At 37.6% G+C, this 22,927-nt stretch carries 24 protein-coding genes; 17 read left to right on the top strand and 7 right to left on the bottom strand.

The annotated features are described in order from the left end of the window. Window position 1 precedes the first annotated feature (1 nt). The 9 genes from AC0KUU_RS12925 to AC0KUU_RS12885 all read left to right on the top strand — a co-directional run bounded on the left by AC0KUU_RS12925 (window position 2) and on the right by AC0KUU_RS12885 (window position 10,818). Window positions 2-1,000, top strand: coding sequence for an ABC transporter ATP-binding protein (locus AC0KUU_RS12925; RefSeq protein WP_043979402.1), 999 nt, complete (start codon window positions 2-4; stop codon window positions 998-1,000). Window positions 1,001-1,023: 23 nt separating this feature from the next. Further along, the gene (locus tag AC0KUU_RS12920) at window positions 1,024-2,667 is read left to right on the top strand and encodes a peptide ABC transporter substrate-binding protein (protein ID WP_322552492.1); all 1,644 of its coding nucleotides are present in this window, start codon (window positions 1,024-1,026) and stop codon (window positions 2,665-2,667) included. An 88-nt stretch (window positions 2,668-2,755) separates the two neighbouring features. Next, entirely contained in the window at window positions 2,756-3,700 is a 945-nt protein-coding gene (locus tag AC0KUU_RS12915) for a S66 peptidase family protein (RefSeq protein WP_043979397.1), read from the top strand. Window positions 3,701-3,731: 31 nt separating this feature from the next. After that, a complete protein-coding gene (locus tag AC0KUU_RS12910) occupies window positions 3,732-4,637 on the top strand; it encodes a C40 family peptidase (RefSeq protein ID WP_043980573.1) in 906 nt (301 codons plus the stop codon). A 12-nt stretch (window positions 4,638-4,649) separates the two neighbouring features. Further along, a complete protein-coding gene (locus tag AC0KUU_RS12905; RefSeq protein WP_043979393.1) occupies window positions 4,650-5,657 on the top strand; it encodes an ABC transporter ATP-binding protein in 1,008 nt (335 codons plus the stop codon). Window positions 5,658-5,671: 14 nt separating this feature from the next. After that, the gene (locus tag AC0KUU_RS12900) at window positions 5,672-6,433 is read left to right on the top strand and encodes a serine hydrolase (protein WP_322551895.1); all 762 of its coding nucleotides are present in this window, start codon (window positions 5,672-5,674) and stop codon (window positions 6,431-6,433) included. A gap of 341 nt (window positions 6,434-6,774) precedes the next feature. Next, window positions 6,775-7,326 (top strand): hypothetical protein, encoded by a 552-nt coding sequence (locus tag AC0KUU_RS12895; RefSeq protein WP_013056190.1) that lies wholly within the window; start codon window positions 6,775-6,777, stop codon window positions 7,324-7,326. A gap of 109 nt (window positions 7,327-7,435) precedes the next feature. After that, the gene (locus AC0KUU_RS12890) at window positions 7,436-7,963 is read left to right on the top strand and encodes a GNAT family N-acetyltransferase (protein WP_043979389.1); all 528 of its coding nucleotides are present in this window, start codon (window positions 7,436-7,438) and stop codon (window positions 7,961-7,963) included. 86 nt (window positions 7,964-8,049) lie between these two features. Further along, window positions 8,050-10,818: a bifunctional diguanylate cyclase/phosphodiesterase gene (locus AC0KUU_RS12885; protein WP_322551896.1), complete on the top strand. Its 2,769-nt coding sequence runs from the start codon at window positions 8,050-8,052 to the stop codon at window positions 10,816-10,818. A gap of 38 nt (window positions 10,819-10,856) precedes the next feature. On the opposite strand, the gene AC0KUU_RS12880 is transcribed toward AC0KUU_RS12885, so the two are convergent. Both AC0KUU_RS12880 and AC0KUU_RS12875 read right to left on the bottom strand, forming a co-directional pair. Further along, a complete protein-coding gene (locus tag AC0KUU_RS12880; protein ID WP_028408025.1) occupies window positions 10,857-11,693 on the bottom strand; it encodes a TIGR03943 family putative permease subunit in 837 nt (278 codons plus the stop codon). 16 nt (window positions 11,694-11,709) lie between these two features. Next, entirely contained in the window at window positions 11,710-12,579 is an 870-nt protein-coding gene (locus AC0KUU_RS12875; protein ID WP_043979385.1) for a permease, read from the bottom strand. A gap of 262 nt (window positions 12,580-12,841) precedes the next feature. On the opposite strand from AC0KUU_RS12875, the gene AC0KUU_RS12870 reads away from it, so the two are divergent. The 4 genes from AC0KUU_RS12870 to AC0KUU_RS12855 all read left to right on the top strand — a co-directional run bounded on the left by AC0KUU_RS12870 (window position 12,842) and on the right by AC0KUU_RS12855 (window position 16,671). Further along, window positions 12,842-13,792 (top strand): ABC transporter substrate-binding protein, encoded by a 951-nt coding sequence (locus AC0KUU_RS12870; RefSeq protein ID WP_043979383.1) that lies wholly within the window; start codon window positions 12,842-12,844, stop codon window positions 13,790-13,792. A gap of 90 nt (window positions 13,793-13,882) precedes the next feature. Continuing rightward, entirely contained in the window at window positions 13,883-14,890 is a 1,008-nt protein-coding gene (locus AC0KUU_RS12865) for a FecCD family ABC transporter permease (protein ID WP_043979380.1), read from the top strand. After that, window positions 14,887-15,867: a FecCD family ABC transporter permease gene (locus AC0KUU_RS12860; RefSeq protein WP_097823942.1), complete on the top strand. Its 981-nt coding sequence runs from the start codon at window positions 14,887-14,889 to the stop codon at window positions 15,865-15,867. The genes AC0KUU_RS12865 and AC0KUU_RS12860 overlap by 4 nt, the downstream gene beginning before the upstream one ends. An 18-nt stretch (window positions 15,868-15,885) precedes the next feature. Further along, window positions 15,886-16,671, top strand: coding sequence for an ABC transporter ATP-binding protein (locus AC0KUU_RS12855; RefSeq protein WP_043979376.1), 786 nt, complete (start codon window positions 15,886-15,888; stop codon window positions 16,669-16,671). A gap of 21 nt (window positions 16,672-16,692) precedes the next feature. Here the strand turns inward: AC0KUU_RS12855 and AC0KUU_RS12850 are convergent, their stop codons facing one another. Together AC0KUU_RS12850 and AC0KUU_RS12845 are read right to left on the bottom strand one after the other, a co-directional pair. Continuing rightward, window positions 16,693-16,998: a hypothetical protein gene (locus tag AC0KUU_RS12850; protein ID WP_043979375.1), complete on the bottom strand. Its 306-nt coding sequence runs from the start codon at window positions 16,996-16,998 to the stop codon at window positions 16,693-16,695. An 88-nt stretch (window positions 16,999-17,086) separates the two neighbouring features. Then, window positions 17,087-17,638, bottom strand: a complete 552-nt coding sequence (locus AC0KUU_RS12845) for a TVP38/TMEM64 family protein (protein WP_043979372.1) — start codon at window positions 17,636-17,638, stop codon at window positions 17,087-17,089. A 494-nt stretch (window positions 17,639-18,132) separates the two neighbouring features. Between AC0KUU_RS12845 and AC0KUU_RS12840 the strand changes: the two genes are divergently transcribed. The 3 genes from AC0KUU_RS12840 to AC0KUU_RS12830 all read left to right on the top strand — a co-directional run bounded on the left by AC0KUU_RS12840 (window position 18,133) and on the right by AC0KUU_RS12830 (window position 19,313). Continuing rightward, window positions 18,133-18,450, top strand: coding sequence for a hypothetical protein (locus AC0KUU_RS12840; protein ID WP_013056195.1), 318 nt, complete (start codon window positions 18,133-18,135; stop codon window positions 18,448-18,450). A gap of 29 nt (window positions 18,451-18,479) precedes the next feature. After that, window positions 18,480-18,662 (top strand): hypothetical protein, encoded by a 183-nt coding sequence (locus AC0KUU_RS12835; RefSeq protein ID WP_029324165.1) that lies wholly within the window; start codon window positions 18,480-18,482, stop codon window positions 18,660-18,662. A gap of 126 nt (window positions 18,663-18,788) precedes the next feature. Next, window positions 18,789-19,313 (top strand): cupin domain-containing protein, encoded by a 525-nt coding sequence (locus AC0KUU_RS12830; protein WP_013056196.1) that lies wholly within the window; start codon window positions 18,789-18,791, stop codon window positions 19,311-19,313. A 33-nt stretch (window positions 19,314-19,346) separates the two neighbouring features. On the opposite strand, the gene AC0KUU_RS12825 is transcribed toward AC0KUU_RS12830, so the two are convergent. The 3 genes from AC0KUU_RS12825 to desA all read right to left on the bottom strand — a co-directional run bounded on the left by AC0KUU_RS12825 (window position 19,347) and on the right by desA (window position 22,249). After that, window positions 19,347-19,949 (bottom strand): response regulator transcription factor, encoded by a 603-nt coding sequence (locus tag AC0KUU_RS12825; protein WP_013056197.1) that lies wholly within the window; start codon window positions 19,947-19,949, stop codon window positions 19,347-19,349. Then, entirely contained in the window at window positions 19,946-21,088 is a 1,143-nt protein-coding gene (locus AC0KUU_RS12820; RefSeq protein ID WP_043979369.1) for a sensor histidine kinase, read from the bottom strand. The genes AC0KUU_RS12825 and AC0KUU_RS12820 overlap by 4 nt, the downstream gene beginning before the upstream one ends. A 117-nt stretch (window positions 21,089-21,205) precedes the next feature. Beyond that, complete coding sequence (gene desA / locus AC0KUU_RS12815; RefSeq protein ID WP_043979367.1) at window positions 21,206-22,249, bottom strand: Delta(5) desaturase DesA; 1,044 nt, start codon at window positions 22,247-22,249, stop codon at window positions 21,206-21,208. A gap of 223 nt (window positions 22,250-22,472) precedes the next feature. Between desA and AC0KUU_RS12810 the strand changes: the two genes are divergently transcribed. Further along, window positions 22,473-22,868 carry a ribosomal maturation YjgA family protein gene (locus AC0KUU_RS12810; RefSeq protein ID WP_043979365.1) on the top strand — a complete coding sequence of 132 codons (396 nt, stop codon included), beginning with the start codon at window positions 22,473-22,475 and terminating at the stop codon, window positions 22,866-22,868. The last annotated feature ends 59 nt before the right edge of the window (window positions 22,869-22,927 follow it).

The following is a 22,927-nucleotide window of genomic DNA, read 5'->3' as shown; positions in this document are numbered from 1 at the left end:
AATGGAAAAAATGCTCCAAATCAAAAACTTACACGTACAGTTTTCAACTTACGGAGGGCGAGTTCAAGCTGTAAGAGGCGTTAGTTTTGATTTACATAAAGGAGAAACACTAGCGATTGTCGGAGAGTCAGGGTGCGGAAAAAGCGTGACATCTCAAAGTATTATGAGGTTAATTCCGACACCTCCGGGCAGGATCACAAGCGGATCTATTTTATTTAAAGGCCAGGATTTAACGAAACTATCAGAAAAGAAAATGCGAGACGTTCGAGGCGCTGATATTTCGATGATTTTTCAGGATCCCATGACTGCGCTTAATCCAACTCTTCGCGTAGGTGAGCAAATTGCAGAAAATATTATGCAACATGAAAACATTTCAAAAGAAAAAGCCAAAGAAAAAGCATTTGAAATGCTGGAGCTAGTCGGAATTCCAAATCCCAAAGAACGCCTAAAGCAATATCCTCATGAATTTAGCGGGGGAATGAGACAGCGTATTGTCATTGCAATGGCTCTTGTATGCAATCCCGAAGTGCTAATTGCTGATGAACCTACCACAGCTCTTGACGTCACGATACAAGCGCAGATTTTAGAATTGTTTAAGGATATTCAGCAGAAAACGGATGTCTCTATTGTTTTAATTACCCATGATTTAGGTGTAGTTGCTCAGGTAGCTGACCGTGTTGCCGTAATGTATGCAGGAAAGATTGTAGAGATTGGAACAAGAAGAGACATCTTTTATACGCCGCAGCATCCGTATACAAAAGGATTGCTGCGTTCAGTTCCTCGGTTAGATTTATACGAAAGTGAACTTGTGCCTATTACAGGATCACCTCCCGATTTATTTGCACCTCCATCCGGATGTTCGTTCGCACCTCGCTGTCCTTACGTAATGGAAGTATGTGACCGCATGTATCCTACGTCAACAAAGCTGAAAGAAAGTCACCAAGTGCACTGCTGGCTTCAAGATGAGAGAGCCCAAAAATTTGTAACAACTATAAGCTAGATTTATAGATGAATAGAGAACTTATGAAAGAGGGGGAAATGATGAAAAAAATAGGGTCTTTACTAATGATGTGTGTACTTACATTTGCACTTGCTGCCTGTACGGCCACAAAAGATTCAGGCGCGGAGCCAGAAAAGAAAAGCAGTACAGCAAAAGAAGACGGTAAGGTCCTTTATATGAATAATGGCGCAGAACCTACGTCTTTTGATCCGCCTATTGGATTTGATTCATATTCATGGAATATGCTTAATAACTTAATGGAAGGGCTGACTCGTTTAGGAAAAAGCGATGAGCCTGAAGGAGCAATGGCCGAGAAATGGGATATCTCTGAGGACAAAAAGGTCTATACGTTTCATTTACGAAAAGATGCTAAATGGTCAAATGGAGATGACGTGAAAGCAAGTGATTTCGTATTTGCTTGGAAGAGGCTGTTAGATCCTAAGACGGGTTCACCAGCGGCATTTTTAGGTTATTTCATCCAAGGTGGAGAAGAATTTAATACGGGTAAAGGTAGTGCTGATCAAGTAGGGGTAAAAGCGCTAGATGACAAAACCTTTGAAGTTACGCTTAAGAGCCCTCAAGCCTATTTCTTAAGCGTAGTTTCCAATCCAGCGTTCTTCCCAATTAATGAAAAAGTAGCAACAAAAAATCCGAAATGGTTTGCAGAAGCAGACTCGTTTGTTGCTAATGGTCCCTTCAAATTAACTCAATGGAAGCATAACAGTAATCTAGTCATGGAAAGAAACGATCAGTATTGGGATGCTGAAAATGTAAAGCTTGACAAGGTAAAATGGGCAATTGTTGAAAATACAAACACAGAATATCAAATGTATCAAAATGGAGAACTAGATGTTTCTGAAATTCCATCGGATTTAAGTGAAAAGCTGCTGAAAGATGGAGATGTTCATATCGAAGACCAAGCGGGAACTTACTTCTATCGCTTTAACTTAGATAAAGAGCCCTTTCAAAACAAAAATATCCGTAAAGCATTTGCAATGGCTGTAGATCAAGATCAAATTGTTAATTTTGTTACAAAAAATAAAGAAAAACCAGCTCGTGGGTTCGTATCTTACGGATTTAAAGATGCAGATGGAAAGGATTTCCGTAAAACGGGCGGCGATTTATTAAAAACAGATAGCAAAGAAGCAAAAGCACTTCTGAAAAAAGGAATGAAAGAAGAAGGATATAAAAAGCTGCCAGCTATTACGCTAACATACAGTACAGACGATACGCATAAAAAAATAGCAGAAGCACTGCAGCAAATGTTCAAAGAAAATCTAGGCGTAGATGTGAAGCTTGCCAATATGGAATGGAATGTTTTCCAAGAAGAACAAAAAGCGTTAAAGTTTCAGCTGTCACGAAGTTCATTTTTAGCTGATTATGCAGATCCAATTAACTTTTTAGAGAGCTTCCAGACGGGTCATTCAATGAACCGTACAGCTTGGAGCAATAAAGAATATGATGAGTTAATTAAACAAGCTATGAACGAAACGGATAATAAAAAACGTTTTGAGCTTATGTATAAAGCAGAAGGTATTTTATTTGATGAGATGCCAATCATTCCTATCCATTTCTACAACTATGTGTTTTTAATAAAAGATAACGTATCTGGAATTGTTCGTCATCCTGTTGGCTATTTAGATTTGAAGTGGGCAGATAAACAGTAAAGTGGAACTTTTCGTCAGAGGGGATTTCAATACCCTTCTGACCCAAGTTTCACTTTCTTCATTTCTTTACACAAAAGGAGTGTAACAAATGATAAAACCAAAACCATTACAAAAAGGTGATACAGTAGCTGTTATTGCACCTGCTAGTCCGCCTAATCAGCACAATCTAAAAAAAGGAATAGAATATTTAAAGGAAATAGGATTAAACGTAGTAACAGGCGCGCATTTATATAAAAAAAACGGGTACTTGGCAGGGACTGATGAACAGCGAGCAGCCGATATACATGCGATGTTTGCCAATAAGAAAGTAAAGGCAATTATTTGTGCATGCGGAGGTTACGGGACTGCTAGACTTGCCTCGCAATTAAACTACGATTTAATTAAGCGAAACCCAAAGGTTTTTTGGGGATATAGCGATATTACGTTTTTACATACGGCTATTCATCAGCGCACAGGTTTGGTTACCTTTCACGGGCCAATGCTTTCGTCGGATCTCGGAAAAGAAGATGTTCATATAGAGACGAAGCAAGCTTTTTATCAATTATTTTCTCACCGTTCTTTGTGCTATACGGATCAAATTAGTCCCCTCGACACCATTTGTGAAGGAGAAGCAACTGGTCAGCTGATAGGAGGAAATCTGACTTTGCTGGTAAGCACGCTTGGCACACCATTTGAGCTAGATACAAAAAATCGAATTTTATTTATTGAAGATATTGATGAAGAGCCGTATGAAATTGACCGCATGATGACACAGCTGTATATGGCCAATAAACTGCAGGATGCAGCGGGAATTATTATGGGAGATTTTCATAACTGCTATCCTAAAAAACGTACGGAGTCGCTTTCTTTAGAAGAGGCATTAACAAGTTACCTGACTTCTTTAAAAAAACCTGTGATGAGAGGGTTTCGCATCGGGCATTGCTCGCCTCAAACAGCTGTGGCGATTGGAAGCTATGCCACGATGTCGACTTATGAACGAATGGTGGAATTTGAATCCGGTATTACATTACCAAAAGATAAAGTCGAACGCTGAAGGTTAAACCTGCGGGGAGGATAAATAGGTGATGGATAAAAAAACGTATTACGTTTGTGTAGCTGTGGCGACTGTTTGGACTTCCTATGACTCTAGCAGAGAAATAGATGACAATGCAATAAGTGTCCCAGTAAAACTGGATAAATGGCTAGAACAATTAACGTATACACGCCGGTTGGAGCTTTGTGAGAAAAATTTAGTTCAAACGCAGCTGTTACTAGGAGAAGAAGTATATGTAACAGAAATGAAAGGTAAATGGGCAAAAATCGTTATTCCTTCTCAGTTTTCTTCTAAAGATGAAAGAGGATATCCCGGGTGGGTTCCTTTTCACCAACTGATTTCTCAAACTGAATATTTTCCGTTGAATAAACCAACGGCGGTGGTATCAGCAACGATTGCGACCCTGCACCTAGCGGAAGAAGCCTTGCAAATTAGTTATCAAACGCAGCTGCCTCTTTTAAAAGAAGATAAAGAATGGCTAGAAGTTCAAACGCCGGTTGGCAGTGGGAGAATAAAACGTCAAGATGCTGTTGTAATAGAGGATAGAAACCGTAAAGTAAAAGGAACTGGGGATAGGATTATTGCAGCAGGAGAACAGTTTTTGAATCTTCCATATTTATGGGGTGGCATGAGTGCCTGGGGATATGATTGTTCCGGGTTTGCCTATGCTACTCATAAAGCAAACGGATATCTTATTCCAAGGGATGCAACCGATCAAGCAAGGCAAGGAAAAGAAGTGGGGTTAGCCTCTATTCAACCTGGAGATTTGCTGTTTTTCGCTCATGAAAAAGGTGAAGGGTCTATCCACCATGTTGGTATTTATTATGGTGAAGGAAAAATGCTTCATTCACCTAAAACAGGTAAAACCGTTGAACTGATTGAATTAAAAGAAACGCTTTATGAAGAAGAGCTGTGCGCAGCCCGGCGCTATTATTAGGAGGTGGCAGTTATGACAGCGAAGCATTTGTTAGAAGTAAAGCAGCTGAGCAAATATTTTTCGATTACGAATAAGCAGGTTTTGAAAGCAGTAGACGGCGTGTCTTTTCATATTTCAAAAGGAGAAACCTTTGGACTTGTTGGTGAATCCGGCTGCGGAAAATCAACTGCGGGGCGAACAATCATTGGGTTGTATAACCGTACATCAGGAGAGGTGCTTTATAAAGGGAAAAACGTGCATGAGCTATCAGAGAAAGAAAAATTTGCTTTTCATCGTAATATGCAAATGATTTTTCAAGATCCATATGCTTCACTAAACCCTCGTTCTACCGTGAAGGAGATTATCTCAGAACCAATGGAGGTTCACGGACTTTATTCGAATAAAAAAGAGATGCTGAACCGCGTGTATGAGCTGCTAGAAGATGTCGGGCTAAACCGTGATCATGCCAATCGCTATCCTCATGAATTCAGCGGCGGGCAGCGCCAGCGTATAGGGATTGCGAGAGCTTTAGCACTAAATCCAGAATGCATTATTGCAGACGAACCTATTTCTGCTTTAGATGTGTCTGTACAGGCTCAAGTAGTTAATTTATTAAAAAAACTCCAAAAAGAAAAAGGGTTAACCTATTTATTTATTGCACATGACTTGTCGATGGTAAAGCATATAAGCAATCGTATTGGAGTTATGTATTTAGGGCATTTAGTAGAATTAACAACAAGTTCGGAGCTGTATCAAAAACCGCTTCACCCTTACACTCAAGCTCTACTGTCAGCTATTCCTATCCCTGATCCTGACGTTGAGGATAATCGGAAGCGGATTGTTCTTAAAGGAGAATTACCGAGTCCAATTAACCCGCCCTCTGGCTGCGTGTTTAATACGCGCTGTCCTCTTGCAGTAGCAGCCTGTAAGACTCAAAAGCCAGAGTGGCAGGAAGTTGAAGACAATCACTTTGTATCCTGTCACTTATACAATCAAAAGATAATGAGTAACAACTATATTGAAACAGCTGCGACAAAATGATGGAAAGAGCGAGAATGAAAATCGAAGATGCAGTTACTACATGGAAGCGGAGTAATAATGGACTTATACGTATTCATATTGAAGGAAAAGAATCCATACAGATTAATTCTTTTATCCAACAACGAGCAGCAAGTACAATCAAGCTGCTGCTTGCAATAGAAGCGTTTCGTCAAATTGATGCGGGCATCTTGGCTTTAACATCTGTCATTCAAAGAATGGAAAAAAACACGGTTGGCGGAGCAGGCGTACTTAGAGCTCTTCCGCGGTTAACACATATTAAAGTAGAAGAGCTGCTTACCCTTATGATAATTGTTTCTGACAACACAGCTACAAATGAACTCATTTCTTTAGTAGGATTTGAAAAAATTAACGAATGTGCTAAAAATCTAGGATTAAAGAAAACCGTTTTAAACCGCTATATGATGGACGAAATCGCTGTTGAAAAAGGGATTGATAATTATACGTGTGCCTCTGACGTAGTAAAGTGTCTAAGGGAAATATATGAAGGAAACCTTTTGCAAAAATCTAGTCGCGGAAAAATAATGAGAATGTTAGAAATGCAGCAGTTTCAGCATAAGCTTCCAGCACGTATAGGATCAGCGTTTCAAGCTGCGAATAAGACTGGAGAACTACAGGGAGCAGAACATGATAGTGCTATTCTCATGCGAGGTAACGAAACATATTATGCCGTTGTTTTGATAGATGGACTAAGTGACAATGAACAGGGAAGGAGATTAATTGCTGATATTGGATATCTTCTGTCATCTAACATCTAAAAATCTTTTGACCATATACTTCAATAAGCGGAATTGGTTTGCTCCCTTTTATTTAATGTCTTCTATCAAAGAAAAACTCACATTTACTAATAATAAATACTTATCTTCTCAGATTTTGGCGAGATTGTTGTTTGCTGTGCTGGATTTGTGCTAGTAATAGATAAACATGTTCTTTTTCATAAAATTTTATGAAAAAATAATGATAAATCATTCATCCTATACCAACTTATTCATATTTTTTATATAATAGAATAATAGTATATATTTTAAACGAATAGTGAATGTCTATGCAAAACAGCAAGGAGCATGAAATTATTCGATTCATAAATGGTGGTGTATGTATGGCAAACGAACATGTAATGATAGATATTATAAAAGCATTTAAACGCAATTCAACTGAATCCATTGCTATGGATTTAATTAAGGAAGTGCGAGGGACATTTAGTCCATTACCTAAATATATAGCGGATTTAATTGATGAGCTGAGAAAATTAAATTTAAAAGACGAAGTGATCAGTGTCATCTTGTATCAATCTGTATATGTGGCAGATCATCAATTTAATATTAAAGATACCATTACCAATCGTCAGTTTGTAAAAGATACAATTGAAATGGGCAGAAGATGGGTGCATCAGTACGGCCGAATTGAAACAGTAGAAGAAGCAATTCATATTGCAGAGCAAGTGTCTACAAAAGAGGACTTGCCTCATCATTTGCAAACAGCAACAATTGACGAAAAAATTACGCTTGAGGTGCAGCTTGATCATCAAACGTATGAAATGTTAAAAAATATAGCCGTTTATTATGATCATCATTCCTATGAACAGTCAATGACTGTAGCAATTAATCGTTTATATACGCAGCTGCGCGATGCACAATCAAAAAATAGTTAAATGTCAAATCTCACATGTTCCGTGCACCATGTGAGATTTTTTAAGATGTGAAAGAGGCGCAGATGAAAATGTCTTGTTTCATCATTCACCAAAAGGAGGGAGAACATAGATGAGGGTATATTTATCTCCTCTTCAAAAAAAAGATGCTTCTAAAGTTTTTGAATATTGGTCGGATGAAGAGGTTACTAGATATATGAATATTGAGCCCTTTACGACGCTTTATCAAGCGGAAAGCATGATTGCACTTCTCCAAAGTTTGACGAAAGAAGGGAAAGCAACACGCTATGCTATTCGATTAAAGACTTCCGATGAGATCATTGGAACCTGCGGTCTAAACCGTATTGATTATGTTAAAAAGCAAGCAGAGATTGGGTATGATTTAGGCAGACCTTTTTGGAAAAAAGGTCTCATGACAGAAGCGCTCTGCCTTTTGCTAGAAAAAGCTTTTGAAGAGTTTCGTATACAAGAAATTGAAGCAAAAGTTGATCCTAATAATAAAGATTCAATTACTCTTTTAAAAAAATTTTCGTTTCAACTAGAAGAGGCGTATGAGTCAGATGATTGTACTTGTTTATACACTGTCAACAAGGAAAAAGTGAGCGCGATATTGTCAGGACGTTCAAAAGGTAAGAAGTAAATCAAGCATAAGTTCTTTTGAAATAGTAAATATTTTTAGGCCTTAACCGATAACAAAGAAAAGAACGAATTGAAGGAAGGTCATGAATGAATCATCATACACATTTACTAGAAGGGACGTACAATGAGTTACTCGTTACACTCTCTTTCCTTATCGCTATTACTGCGGCGTACGCTTCTTTTGGGTTAGCTAATCGTGTGAAAATTTCCCGGGCAAAATTTATTCAGTTTTGGTTAATCAGCGGGGCATTTACATTGGGGATAGGCATTTGGTCAATGCATTTTATCGCCATACTTGCTTTTCACCTGCCCGTAGATGTTTCATATAATTTATGGTTTGTTCTTCTCTCAATCTTGGGAGCGATAACGGGATGTTATATAGGTCTCTACCTCATTCACAAACAAAAGAAAAGTATAAAAGCACTTATCATTGCAGGGAGCTTTATGGGAGCGGGAATTGTTTTTATGCACTATTTGGGCATGATGGCTATGGAGCCAATTATGATTTCGTATGATCCATTTATCGTTTTTCTCTCTATTCTTATTGCTGTTGCTGCTTCTAATACAGCTTTGTGGCTTGGTTTTTATTCAAAGCTAAATGAAGGGAAGCTTACCGTTTTTGCTAGGGTTATTTGTTCTACTATTATGGGCATTGCTATTGCAGGTATGCACTATACGGGCATGCAGGCAGCTTCTTTTTCAGGAATGTCAATGTCTGAACACTCAAACGGTTTTGCCTTAAATCCAATATATTTATCCGTCGTTATTGTTTTTTTTATTGTCTGCCTCTTTACGGCTGTGTTTTTAACCATTTTTATGGATCGACGCGTACAAAAACAAGAAGTTTTAAAATGGGCTTTTTTTGAATCCGCTCTGGATGCTATTTTGGTGATCGATGAAAAAAGACATGTTTTATCGCTCAATTATGCAGCGGAAACGCTTTTCTCTCTTAAAGCATCAGATGTAATCGGGAGTAATGTTGTTAAGCTGCTGCCCTTCTACGAATTTTCTTCTCTACAAGATGGACGAACTGAGCACTCCCTTTTGATAAGTAATAGAGAAGTTACGGTTGAGATAACGGTGATGGCGGTAGGAATTGAAGAGACGGTTGAGTATATGTTGTATATCCGCAATATGACGCAAGAGCGTGAAGCGGAAAAAACGTTGATTGAAGCAAAAAATCGCTATGAAAACTTGTTTTACTCCTCTCCATTGGCAATTATGGTCCATCGAGAAGAAGAGGTCGTGTCTGTGAATGATGCTATGATTCAGCTTTTAGGAGTAACGGAAGACCAGCTCGTTGGTAAATCGTTATATGATTTCTTTTCATCTGAACAAGTTCCCGATATTAAAAAAGGATTGAAGGCAGTAAAGGATAGAAAAGATGAGCCAAGATCTCCATTAGCTCAATTGAAAATGTTTAATGCGTTAGGTAAGGAACTCTTTTTAGAAGTAAAATCTACGCTCATTCAAATTAATGGAGAGACGCTTTTTCAGACAGTAACTAGAGATGTAACGGAACAGAAAAAAGCTCAAGAATCGCTTCAATATATGGCTTTTCACGATATGCTAACAGATTTACCAAATCGAAGTATGTTTTCAAGCATTGTAGAGAAATCCATTGATTCAGCAGCTGCTTCAGGAAAAAAGCTTCATTTCTTATTTTTAGACCTAGATCGTTTCAAACAGGTAAATGACACGCTTGGTCATCATGCTGGAGATCAGCTTATGCTTCAGGTTGTTGATCGAATGAAGAGCTGCATAAGAAACCAAGATGTGCTTTCGCGTTTTGGAGGAGATGAGTTTTTAGTTTTACTGCATGATAGGACTGATGAAGAAGTGAAAAAAATCTGTCAATCATTAAATGACTGCTTATCCACTCCTTTTGTAGTGCTATCGAGAGATGTTTATTTAGGGGTAAGCATCGGAGTTAGTTTATTTCCTAAAGATGGAAAATTACTTGAAGTGCTAGTTCGCCATGCTGATTTAGCGATGTACGAAGTCAAAAAACAAGGGCGTAATCATTATCTGTTTTATCAAAAAGAAATGCAGGTTCATACTACGCGACGAATGAGAATTGAAGATGGGTTACGCAAGGCTTTTGAGCTGGGCGAAATGGAGCTTCACTATCAGCCGAAAGTCAATATTCAAAGTGGCCATATTGTTGGAGTGGAGGCTTTAATCCGGTGGACTCATGCCGAGATGGGCGTCATTTCTCCCGCAGAATTTATTCCGATTGCTGAAGAAACAGGCGTTATTGTTACACTGACGAAATGGGTATTAAAAAAAGCGTGCCATCAAAATAAGTATTGGCAGCTTCAAGGACTTCCTCCCTTAAAAATGAGTGTGAACATATCAAGCGTGGATTTTGGCACAACTGATTTTGTTGATTATGTGTTAGGTGTCTTGCGTGAAGTAGAGTTAGAATCAAGATATTTAGAACTTGAAATTACAGAAAGTGTAACGATGAAGCATGTTGAGCAAACAATCGAAAAGCTACAAATCTTAAAAGATGCAGGAGTATTTATTTCAATTGATGATTTTGGCTCAGGATACTCCTCGTTTAGCTATATTCAGAAGCTGCCTATTCATACGCTGAAAATTGACCGGTCTTTTATTAAAGATTTAGATCCTAATACAACGGAAGTATCGATTGTCAGAGCCATTATTACACTAGCCAAAAGTTTGCAGCTATCCGTCGTAGCAGAAGGTGTAGAAGAAGTTGAACAAGTAGAACTTCTTCATAAAGAAAAATGTGATGAAGTGCAGGGATACTATTTCTCCAAACCGATTTCAGCGGAGGAATTTTATGAGAAATTTCATAAAATCGAAGAAAAAATGGAATTTGTTCATTAATGTAAAAAGCCGTTCTTATTTAAAAGAACGGCTTTTAATTATTGGTTATTTCGATATACATAAGGGTCCTTTGGAGCCTGCTCCCGCTTCACTTTTGTTACTTTCAAAACAGGAATGGTTTTTTTGAACGGCTGATAATACATTGTACTGACTTCACCTGTAACAGTTGCCCAGTCATCATTTTTAAAAGCAGCGTCATCTGGAAACTCAATGAGCATTCCAAACACCCCTGAATCTGCAATACAATGAATAATACCAAAGCGAAAGAGAAAATACTGATTCTTTTTTAGCTCCTTCGTTTGATACATAAATCCTTTAAATGAAATGGTTTTGCCACTGAATTGACCAGGATATCGGTAAATAGTTTCCATTGCATTTAAAAATTCCTCATCTTCTAAGTTGATATTCTCTCCTTTAGAAAATTTTTTAAGGTCATGATGAATCATTTGGTCATAGGCTTCTTCGCCGTAAAAAGAACTTGTATCCGGCTGTAAAAATTGATGAGAAGAATAAGGATCTTTTTTATCATAAATAGGAAAATGAAATCCTTTAGCTTCAACAATGTTAGAATCAAGAGTTGCGACAGGTAAAAATAAGACAGTGAATACAGGTAAAATATAAATTGGGTACCATGCTCTTCGTTTCCATTTGCTTTCTTGATGGTTATGGGCGCATCCGCAGCTACAATCATCATCATGTTTTTTAGGGCCTATCATGTAAAAGATTAATTCTGCGATAGTTAAAAACCAAAGTACAAAGATAGTACCAAATGAAATCCAAGAATATTTCATATTAATATATTTTGAGATATCCCCAGTTGCATGAAGGTGCATGAAGATGAACGTAAACCCTATTAAAATTAAAATACGAATCATGCTAAATCCCTCCTTATTAATGAACAATTAAGATCGAAACAATAAGTACTAAAATAAAGACATAAGCCAAAAGTGTAAAGACAAATTTAGTCTTAAACTGGCCTAGCATCATCAGCGTATTCTTAATGTCAAACATTGGGCCGAATACCAAGAATGAAACAATAGCACTGTCTGTAAACGTACTGCGAAACGAGGAAGCGATAAACGCATCTGCAGAAGAGCAAAGCGATAATACATATGCAAGTCCCATCATTACCGCGTTTGATGAAACATCGCCTTGACCTAATGAAAATAGAGTAGATGTCTTAACAAACGTCTGCATTCCGGCTGCAATTAATCCTCCGATAATCAGAAATTTCCCAACAGAAAAAAACTCATCAATAGTATGACGGGTAGCTTCTGAAACCTTCGCACTCATTTTTTTGGGGGAAGTATGCAGGTGAACCTCACGTTTCGTCTGAGGTGTTTTAAACTGAAAACTTAAAATGAAACCTACAAGTAAGGAAACAATAAAAGCCACTCCTGCACGATACAATACTATCTTCCAATCATTACCGAAGGCTACAAAGGTAGAAAATAAAACAACTGGATTAATAATAGGACCTGTTAACATAAAAGGAATAGCAGCATAAAGAGGAACTCCTTTTGCCATTAAACGTCTAGTAATAGGAACAATTCCACATTCGCAGGCTGGAAAAAGAGCTCCAATCACACTAGCTAATAGGACAGCACCTATTTTATTTTTAGGAATAACTCGAGCCATCATTTCATCAGTTACAAAAATTTGAATAATTCCTGAAATGATCACGCCCAGTAATACAAAGGGAAGGGCTTCAATGAGAATACTAATAAATATAGTATTCATTTGTAATAGAGACGAATTCACTATCTTCACTCCAAAATTAAGATTATTTAAAAGTGCGTTAGTACAATAAAGTTGAATATGGTCAACTTACAGATAGTGTATCGTAAAAAAGGGAGGGAATAAAGCTTTTTCAAGAAAGGGATTAAAAGGATTCTTCTGTTATTTATTCAAGAAATGTCCCATATTACGAGAAAACTATTGACGCACCTTTAATTAACAGATAACATTGATGATAATGATTATCAGCGTCAAACAGAGTATATACATAGGAGGAAGCGTTAAAATGAAGCAAGTTAAAAAGATTAGACTTGCCAGTGTAGCTGCTATTGTTTCTATTTTATTTGTTCTAGCAGGATGCGGGTCAACTCAAAATTCATCAAAAGAAAATTCAGATAATAGTCAAAAGATATCTGTGCAGCATGAGCTGGGAAAAACAAAAGTTCCTGAAAATCCAAAAAAAGTAGTTGTGCTTGAACTATCCTTTGTAGATGCTTTGCAAGGTTTAGGAATGAAGCCAGTAGGAATTGCAGACGACAACAAAAAAGATATGATTGAAAAACTCGTAGATGGGAAGATCAATTATACTTCAGTAGGAACACGTCAACAGCCAAATTTAGAAGTAATTAGTTCCCTGCAGCCGGACTTAATTATTGCCGATGTGCAGCGTCATAAAGCAATCTATAAAGAATTAAACAAAATTGCACCTACAATTGAATTGAAAAGTCGTGAATCTACATATGAAGAAAATATAGATTCATTTAAAACAATTGCGAAAGCAGTAGGAAAAGAAAAAAAAGCACAACAGCGCTTAAATGAGCATGAAGAAACAATTTCAAAATTAAAAAATGAGTTAAAAGAAGAAAGTGGTCAGACAGTCTTACCAGCAGTTGTCAGAGATACTTCTTTCCAAGCGCATACATCTTCTTCTTATGACGGAGAGTTCCTTGAAAAGCTAGGATTGAAGAACGCTGTACAAGACAAAGAAGCATATGCTGAGATGAATTTAGAACAGTTGTCAGACATTAATCCAGATATTTTAATCCTAGCAAATAACGAAGGTAAACTTGTAACGGATGAATGGAAAACAAATCCTCTTTGGAAAAATTTAAAAGCTGTTAAAAATGATAAAGTTTTTGTAGTAGACCGTGATTTATGGACAAGATTCCGAGGAGTGATTTCAGCTGAGGCAATTGGAAAAGATACGGTTAAGTTACTAAACAATAAGCAGCAGTAACATAACAGAGTCTGACAAAGAGGCGAGAATAGTTATTCTATTCTTGCTTCTATTTGTTTAGAAAAGAAAACTGTAGAAAGTGTGTTGGAAATGACAAATCTTGTCCAAAAGCAAAAAATGAATAAATACATTGTGTTGGTAGCTAGCGTTTGTTTGTTAATCATTGGAATGATTTTGCATGTGGCTGTGGGATCTTCTGCTGTCAGCTTTACAGAAGTAATTAAGGCAATTTTTGCGCCTGATGACTCTAAGCAGACAACAATCGTACAGACGCTTAGACTGCCAAGAGCTGTGCTGGCAGCTCTTATTGGAGCCAGCTTGGCAGTTGCTGGAGCATTGATGCAAGCTATTACACGAAATTCGCTTGCCTCACCCCAAGTGTTTGGAGTAAATGCTGGTGCTTCATTAGCGATTGTAATAGCTTTTATTTTATTTCCTGACCTTACCTCTCAATCAACTGTTTATATTGCCTTTTTAGGGGCAGCTTTAGGAGGAATAACTGTTTATTTGTTCGCATCGGGCGGAAAGATAACTCATGTGAAACTAGCACTTGCCGGAATGGCTGTGCATTTATTTTTATCGTCACTTACTCAAGGAGTAATTGTGCTAAATGAACAAGCTACGGACGTTTTGTATTGGCTTGTAGGTTCTATTAACGGGAAAGACTGGACTCATGTGAAAATTCTTTTACCTTGGTCGTTTCTAGGTCTTCTCCTAGCTTTTGGATCATCTCGCTCTATATCGATCCTAGTATTAGGAGAAAATATGGCAACAGGATTAGGAGAAAAGGTAAAATGGATTCGCTTTTTTGCAGGTATACTAGTCATTATGCTCGCCGGTGCATCTGTTGCCGTTGCGGGGCCAATTGGATTTGTAGGTCTCATTGTACCTCATATAGCTAGAAAATTGGTAGGAGGAGACTACCAGCGAATTTTGCCATTTTCAGCTATATTAGGAGCCATTTTGCTTGTTTATGCTGATGTACTGTCTCGTTTCATTGCATATCCTTTTGAGTCGCCAGTAGGGATTGTAACAGCTCTTATTGGAGCGCCTTTCTTTTTATACCTTGCTAGAAAGGGGAGGAATATTAAGCAATGAAAAGAAAACACCCTTATCAAATGTTAAGTATCTTATTGTTAGGTTTAATAATTACGATTGTAATTAGCTTAGGGATAGGAGCCGTTTATATTTCCCCGGGAGAAATTTTTCAGCAAATAATTGGAAGTTCTCAAGGGAGTTCATTTATTTTAACGAATTATCGTATTCCACGCACCCTCATTGCTATTGTTGTAGGTGCGGCTTTAGCAGTAGCAGGAGCAATTTTGCAAGGGATATTAAAAAATCCACTAGCTTCTCCCGATGTTATCGGTGTCACAAAAGGAGCGGGGCTATTCGCCGTTTTTATCTTAATTGTATTTCCAACTGCTTCTGTGCTTCTGCTGCCACTTTCAGCTTTTTTAGGAGCAGCAGCTATAGCCGTTATACTTATGGTGTTTTCCTACTCTCAAGGGGCTAAACCTCATACGCTGGCTTTAGTTGGCGTAGCGTTAGGAGCTATTTGTCAGGCTGGAATTCAGTATTTTATGATTAAGTTTCCAGATGACGTGAATACAACTCTTCTTTGGCTCACAGGAAGTTTATGGGGAAGAGGCTGGAGTGAGCTTGGGATGTTAATTCCTTGTGTTGTACTCGTGCCTGTTATTATTATATTTGCATCTAAGCTCGACATTTTAAACTTAGGGGATGAGATTGCAGTTGGCTTAGGAGAGCGAACAACATACGTTCGTTATACACTATTGAGTATGGCTGTGATATTGGCAGGGTTATCTGTAGCTGTGGTTGGGTCAATTGGTTTTATTGGTTTAATTGCTCCTCATATTGGTAGGAGGCTAGTAGGAAGCCGTTCGAAGTTCTTGTTACCAGTTTCAGCAGCAGTAGGTGCTTTATTCCTGCTAATTGCTGACAGTTTAGGAAGAGGGGTTATGCCGCCCGTTGAGATTCCAGCTGGAATTGTAACAGCTGTTATTGGCGCCCCTTATTTTCTATATTTACTGCGCCGTGAACAGAAAAAATAGAGGAAAGGAGGAACAGTAATGACAAAATTAACTGCTGAAAAGCTTTCACTATCATATGATTCAACTTCAGTTATTCATAATATTGACCTTCACATTCCAGAAGGAAAGGTAAGTATAATCATTGGATCAAATGGCTCTGGAAAGTCAACAATCCTTCGTTCATTGGCTCGTTTATTAAAGCCTACAGAAGGAAGTATATATTTAAATGGAAAAGATATTCATCGTCATTCATCAAAAGAAGTAGCAAAAAAACTGGCTATTTTGCCTCAAGCTCCTGAAGCTCCTGAAGATTTAACAGTAAAAGAGCTTTGCTATTACGGTCGTCACCCTCATAAGGGCTTATTTGCTCGCTATTCTGCTGAAGATCATCAAATTGTAGAGGAGGCTTTACAGGCAACCAAACTGTCTGATTTAAGTCATCGTACACTGGATGCTCTCTCTGGAGGGCAGCGTCAGAGGGCCTGGGTTGCAATGGCATTAGCACAGGGTACGGAGCTTCTACTTTTGGATGAGCCTACCACATATTTAGATTTAGCTCATCAGATTGAAGTGCTTGAACTTCTTCGTTCTTTAAACCAAAAGAGAAATTGTACAATTGTGATGGTCTTACACGATCTAAACCAAGCAGCTCGCTATGCAGACCATTTAATCAGTATTTCAAACGGCCAGATTTACAAAGAAGGTTCTTCTGCTCAAGTATTTACAGAAGAAATGATAAGAGATGTGTTTAATTTATCTTCAACTATCATTCAAAATCCGGTTGATGGTTCACCTTTATGCATACCAACTGGAATCATAAAATAAACTGCATTTTAAAACAGCGTACTATTTTTGCATAGTACGCTGTTTTACATTTAAGGTCAGAGCTAACAGTTTATACAATACATAGATTCCAAGGTATGCCCCGGTTAATAAAAAAGCTGAATTTAAAAAGATTGCATGGATGCTCGTCATAAAAACAGTATGGTTTTTTAAGATACGATAGATAGAAGCAGCGGCTATATTTCCAAATACTAGCGCTGAAAGAAGGGCTAGCGTATTAAAAACTAGCTCTGCTCCTTTCCATTTGAGTGAGAAAAAGAGCATGATAATAGGAATAATGATACTTCCAGAAACTAACAGAAAAATCAATGGACCATCTCCAATACGTTATCTTATTACAGTTACATAAGATAATGTTTTTGCTTATCTTTAGATAGTCTTCCCTTTTTATAATCCGTTAAGCTTTTTTCTTCCATTTTTTACTTATATAAAAAAGTAAGATGATGGATAAAACCATTAAAATGATTTTGCCTTGCATAGATCCTTGTGAAAGATGATAAACCGAATAAACTTCAATAAAAAGCGCTGGAATTTTTCCAAGTGCGCTAGCAGAAATGAATACCGCAAAGGAGCCTTTTCCTACAGCGCTGAAGAATGTAATGAGGCCTGATGGAACAAAGGGAAGTAAACGCAAAGAAAGAATCAATACAAAACTCTCTTTCCCTTGTACGCGCAGCAGTTTCAGCGACTTGGAGTGAGAAAGTGTTTTTGTATGAACAAGTGTACGGAAACCTTTTCGATACAGCCAAAAAGAGAGAGCTGCACCTAAAACTTCTCCAATAAAAGAAAGTAAAAATCCGTTCCAAAAACCAAATAATTTTACGTTTGCGAACGTAAGGGGTGCACTTGGAAATACGCCCGTAATGCTAATAAGAATGTTCAAGAGAATGCTGATAAACCCAGCTGCTTCTAAATGTTCAAGCAGAAATGTTTGAAGATAGTCAGTCATGGTTATACTCCCATTTATGTTTTACTTGTAGGGCTATTTTAGATGGTTTTCTACTATTATATAATTTTTGGCATGAAATAAGTAGGTAAGCAGTTTATAAAAAACGAAACAGGGTAACTACTTACTAATGAAAGATGATTTACTGATTTGAAGGGATGGACAACTCATGTTGAAATTTTTGCTTGTTATTGTAGTGGTATTATTAATTATTATGATTTTTAAACGCTTTATCCGAAAATGAAAATGCTAACTAAGCAGCTCGTGGGATCTTTCTCACGAGCTCTTTTGCGGAGCTATTCAGTAGCTCAACAATACACTTTTTACCTGTGATGAATATCACTGCAGCTAGGGAAATGAAGGGGTAAGATAGAAATGGGAGGGAGGTATATGGAATTATTATTCTATCTCAGCACTTATTTATCAGGGGGAGCTATTGCATTATGGCTAATTAATGCAGCATTTAATGGATTATTAAAATAACAGAGGGAGAGAAAATGAACGATTCTAAAGGTATATTTAACGATAAAGAAAGAAAGCTTGCTCGCTATTTGGAGACGTACACAACTGAGCAGATTTTAACTGAAGCAGGCATGTCTTCGTCTGCTGCGCTATATGAGTTGAAAAAAATAAGATTACCGCGGGCAGTTGCTAATACGATTGTTTATTACGTACTGGCAACAAATAATCAAAAGCTGGTTATGTACAAACTGCTCATGTTAGCTGGCGTTTGTAAAAAGCTTGGCATTCAAGATGCACAGGCAGCCCTCACTTTTATCAAAAAATATTACGTTTGTCATCAGCATTTACACTAGAAAGTACATTTGTCTGAGGGGGAAAAGAGATGAATATTGTCCCGTTTAAGCAGCGTTCATCTGCAAAAAATGATCAAGGCAGAGAACAGCCGTTTCAATGTTTCATTGAGGGAGATCGATTTCAGTTAGATTTGTATATGACATATTTATTTCATCGCTGCCATTCTAGCAGGTATAGATATAACCGTGCTAACAGAAAGGGTAGGATGTAATGATAAAATACCAGTGGTAGCGGCTTCATTTTTCCTGATGGAATAATGAAGCCGTTTGTTGTGTTAGAAAGAATGATTTACTATGATGTAGTTAATGATAAAAGAAAAAGGAAGGGAAGGAACGTAATGGATTTACATAAGTGGGAATATTGGATTTCAAAGCTCGAGCTTCAGCCTCATCCAGAAGGAGGGTTTTATAAACAAACCTATCGCTCCAATGATGAAATTTCTGATAAAGAAGTGTCATCGCAGTTTGATGATAAACGATTTCTATACACGAGTATTTACTTTTTATTAAGGTCTCAAGATGTATCGCATTTCCACCGGCTGCAATCAGATGAACTATGGTACTATCATGGGGGAAGTCCTTTAACCATTCATATTATTTACCGCGACGGAACCTATCAAGAAGTAAAACTAGGTACAAACTTAGAAAATGGAGAAGTTCCTCAATTTTTAGTTCCAAGAGATACGATTTTTGGTTCCTCTGTGGCAAATGAGAATACGTTTTCTCTCGTTGGATGCATGGTCGCACCAGGTTTTGATTTCCGTGACTTTGAATTATTCACAAAACAGCAGCTGCTTGATGAATTCCCCGAGCATGTTGTGATCATCGACAAATTAGGGTACGATAAATTGCCAAATGATTAAAAAGCATGCATCTCGGTTTGATGCATGCTTTTTTCATTTGAACCAGCCTTTTTCCTTAAAGCGAGTAATGGCTTCAATGCGGTTCTTTACTTCGAGTTTGTCCAGAATGGTAGAAATATAATTGCGCACCGTTCCAGTCTTAATAGATAGTTCGTCAGCAATTTCTTTTGTGTTTTTTCCATCAGCTACTAGAGCTAATACTTCTTTCTCTCTAGCTGTAAGAGGACTGGTAGATTCACTATATAAGTCATCCACTAATTCTGGAGCATAGAGGCGTCTGCCTGCCATCACGCTTCGAATGGAATTTGCGAGTTCTTCACTCGGACTATCTTTTAGCAAGTATCCGCTTACGCCTGCTTTCAAAGCTCTTTGAAAATAGCCGGAGCGAGCGAACGTTGTCAAAATGATGACTTTGCAGTTTAAATCTTTCAGTTCCTCTGCAGCTTCAAGCCCAGTTTTAAGAGGCATCTCGATATCCATTACGCATATATCTGGCTGGTGCTGCTTAGCAAGTGATACCGCTTGTTCCCCATTTGAAGCTTTTCCGACAACTTCCATGTCATCTTCTAAATTTAACAAAGAGCCTAAAGCCCCTAACATCATTTGCTGATCTTCGGCAATAACAATTCGAATCATAATTGTTCCTCCTTAATATGTTTAACGATGTTTGGAACTGTAATATGAATAATCGTCCCCCCTTGACTGGAGATATCAAGATGGCCGTTTACAAACTCCAGCCGTTCTTTCATTCCTAAAAGACCGTTTCCTTTCCAGCAGGTTTTCTTCGTATTAATACCAACTCCATTGTCTTCTACCGTTATGCCTACTTCTTTTGCAGACTGATGTAAAGTAATCGTGCAAACGGTGGCTTGACTATGTTTGACCACATTGGTTACTGCTTCTTTTAAGCACATGCTAAGAATATTTTCAATTAGCAACGACACATTCTCTAATGAAATGCCCTCTTCTCCTACAAACTTAATTTCGGCAGCTTCTAAAAGCTCTTGAACGCGTTTTAGTTCTTCACTAAGGCGGATTCCACGCATTTGAGAAACCATGTTTCTCACTTCATTAAGAGCCGTGCGCGCTGTTTGCTGGACATCTTTTAATTCTGATTTTGCTTTTTCAGGATCTTTTGTAATAAGTTTTCTTGCTAAATCACTTTTTAGACCGATAAGAGACAGCTTTTGTCCTAACGTATCGTGCAGATCGCGAGCTATCCGCTGGCGTTCTTCCTGTTTTACAAGCTCAGAAATACGTTTATTTGCATCTTCAAGCTGTTCTTCCAGCCGGTCTCGCTTCTTCCGATTATAAATGCTAAATGGCAGTACAATCACACTGATGGAAATTACAAAAATGAAAGGCAGCTGTTTTAAAAAGATCTCTTCTTGCATAACAACGTTAAAGTTTACCGAAATAACGGTGCTAATTAAATGAACAGCATACAAAGTGAAGAAAGCGAGTCGTTTTTGGATATTTCCAATAAAATAAGCGATAAAAAAAGCAAAGTAAAAGGCAAAGTAAATATAATTGAAAATAGTTGTCAGGGCTAAGGAAATAACGATTAACAAAGCCGTCCATACGTAAACGGACTTGCCTGTTGAAACAAACGCAAAACGATAGAAAATAAAAAATAAGATGGTGAGTAACGAACCAACAATAATGTGATTCATGGATGAAGACTGTAAAATAAAATAAAATGGTAGAATGACAAATACCGTCCATATGTAGGGAGATAGCCCAGTGATTTTTTGGAAAAACGTATATTTTTTCATAAAGAACCTCGTTTACTTGTTAAAATACACTATTAGTTTACCACAAAGTAGAACGAAATAAGTTTAGAGAGATAGATAAAACAGTCAAGCTTTTGAAAGCTTGACTGTTTTGTTTTATTAAAGTTCTGCTTTTGTTTGAGATGACATTCTGCTTGCTTTTGGTGCAGCTGAGCGTGTTTTTATTTCTTTAAAGCTCACAAACATTTTGTTTTCTTCATCCCATAGACGGAATCGAAGAGAGCGAAGACTTGTTGCGAGTGTAATGGTTGGTACATTTTGAAGAGGCTGCGTGTGTTGATGAACAGCTTCAAGCTTATAGTTTGGCACTCTTGGGCTTAAATGATGTACATGGTGAAACCCAATATTGCCTGTTAGCCATTGCAATAGTTTTGGAAGCTTGTAAAATGAACTTCCTTCAACGGCAGCTTTTACATAATCCCAGTGCTCATCTTCTTCAAAATAAGAATCTTCAAACTGATGCTGTACATAAAACAGCCAAATTCCAATTGAACCTGAAATGAAGAAAATCGGTCCTTGAATTAATAGGAACGCCTGCCACCCTACCAACCAGCAGGTCGCTGCTGCTAATGCAACGATCAATACATTTGTAAGATACGTATTCATTCTTTCTTGTTTCTTCGCATTTTTTTGATTGAATCGGTTTGTAATCAAAAATACATATATAGGTCCCACGCCGAACATAATGAACGGATTGCGATAGATACGGTAAGCGATTTTTTTCCAAATAGAAGCTTCTTTATATTCTGTTACGGTTAACACCCAAATGTCACCCGTACCTCTTTTATCTAAGTTGCTGCTTGTTGCATGGTGAATTGCATGGCTATGTCCCCATTGACTGTAAGGGAACATCGTTAAGACACCGGTAATGGTTCCGAGAATTTTATTGTGTTGTCTACTTTTAAAGAAAGAGTAGTGACAACAGTCATGAAAAATAATGAATATTCTTACTAAAAATCCTGCTGCGATAACAGTTAGCGGAAATGCTAAAAAATAAGAAATTGAAAGGCTCTCATAAGCGAGAAACCACAGTGTGAAAAAAGGTAAAAAAGTATTAATCAATTGTCTTATGCTGTCTTTCATTACTGCTTTTTCAAAAGGTGCAACTTGTTTTCGTAAATTCTTTTGTTTTTGTATAGTCATATGAAATTCCTTTCATCACCGTATATTACCCTCAGTATAAAGAGATTTTTCTGACTATTTAAGACATACGTGTCATATAGAAACCATGACAGTTGTCATATATATGTAGGGGGAAGCTGTAAAAAATGAAAAAAAGCGGTATTTAACAGTCTGCGGTTCTGATAAAATTATACAGTGAAGGCTTATTGCTACGGAGTATTTAAGAAGAAAAAAGGAGTTTGAAATGAATAAAAGAAATAGATGGGTATATCTTCTTCTAGCTTTTGTGATCATGGGAGCAGGCCTTTTATCAAGAAAACTTACCGCGTATCTTCCTCACATCGTAAATATATATGCGGGAGATTCGTTATGGGCCTTAATGATTTTTGTCAGCGCGGGTTTTTTGTTTCCTGCATGGAGGATAAAAATGACTGGTATGTTTGCTATAGTGTTTTGTTACTTCATTGAATTTACACAGTTGTATCACGCTCGGTGGATTGATGACATAAGAAAGACTGCGCTAGGAGGGCTCATTCTGGGGTATGGCTTCTTATGGAGCGATATACTGGCTTATTCGATTGGAGTCGGGGTAGGAATGAGCTGGGAATATTATAGATATCGATTTAAAAGATCCGCCTAGCAAATACGATTCAACGAATTTTAGAACTCAGCTGAGGATGGAATAAGCCGTAAGGTTAT

The organism is Priestia sp. ST2 (assembly GCF_055810735.1).
The sequence above is the reverse complement of the archived record's forward strand: the minus strand, read 5'-3'. Positions and strand labels throughout refer to the sequence as shown.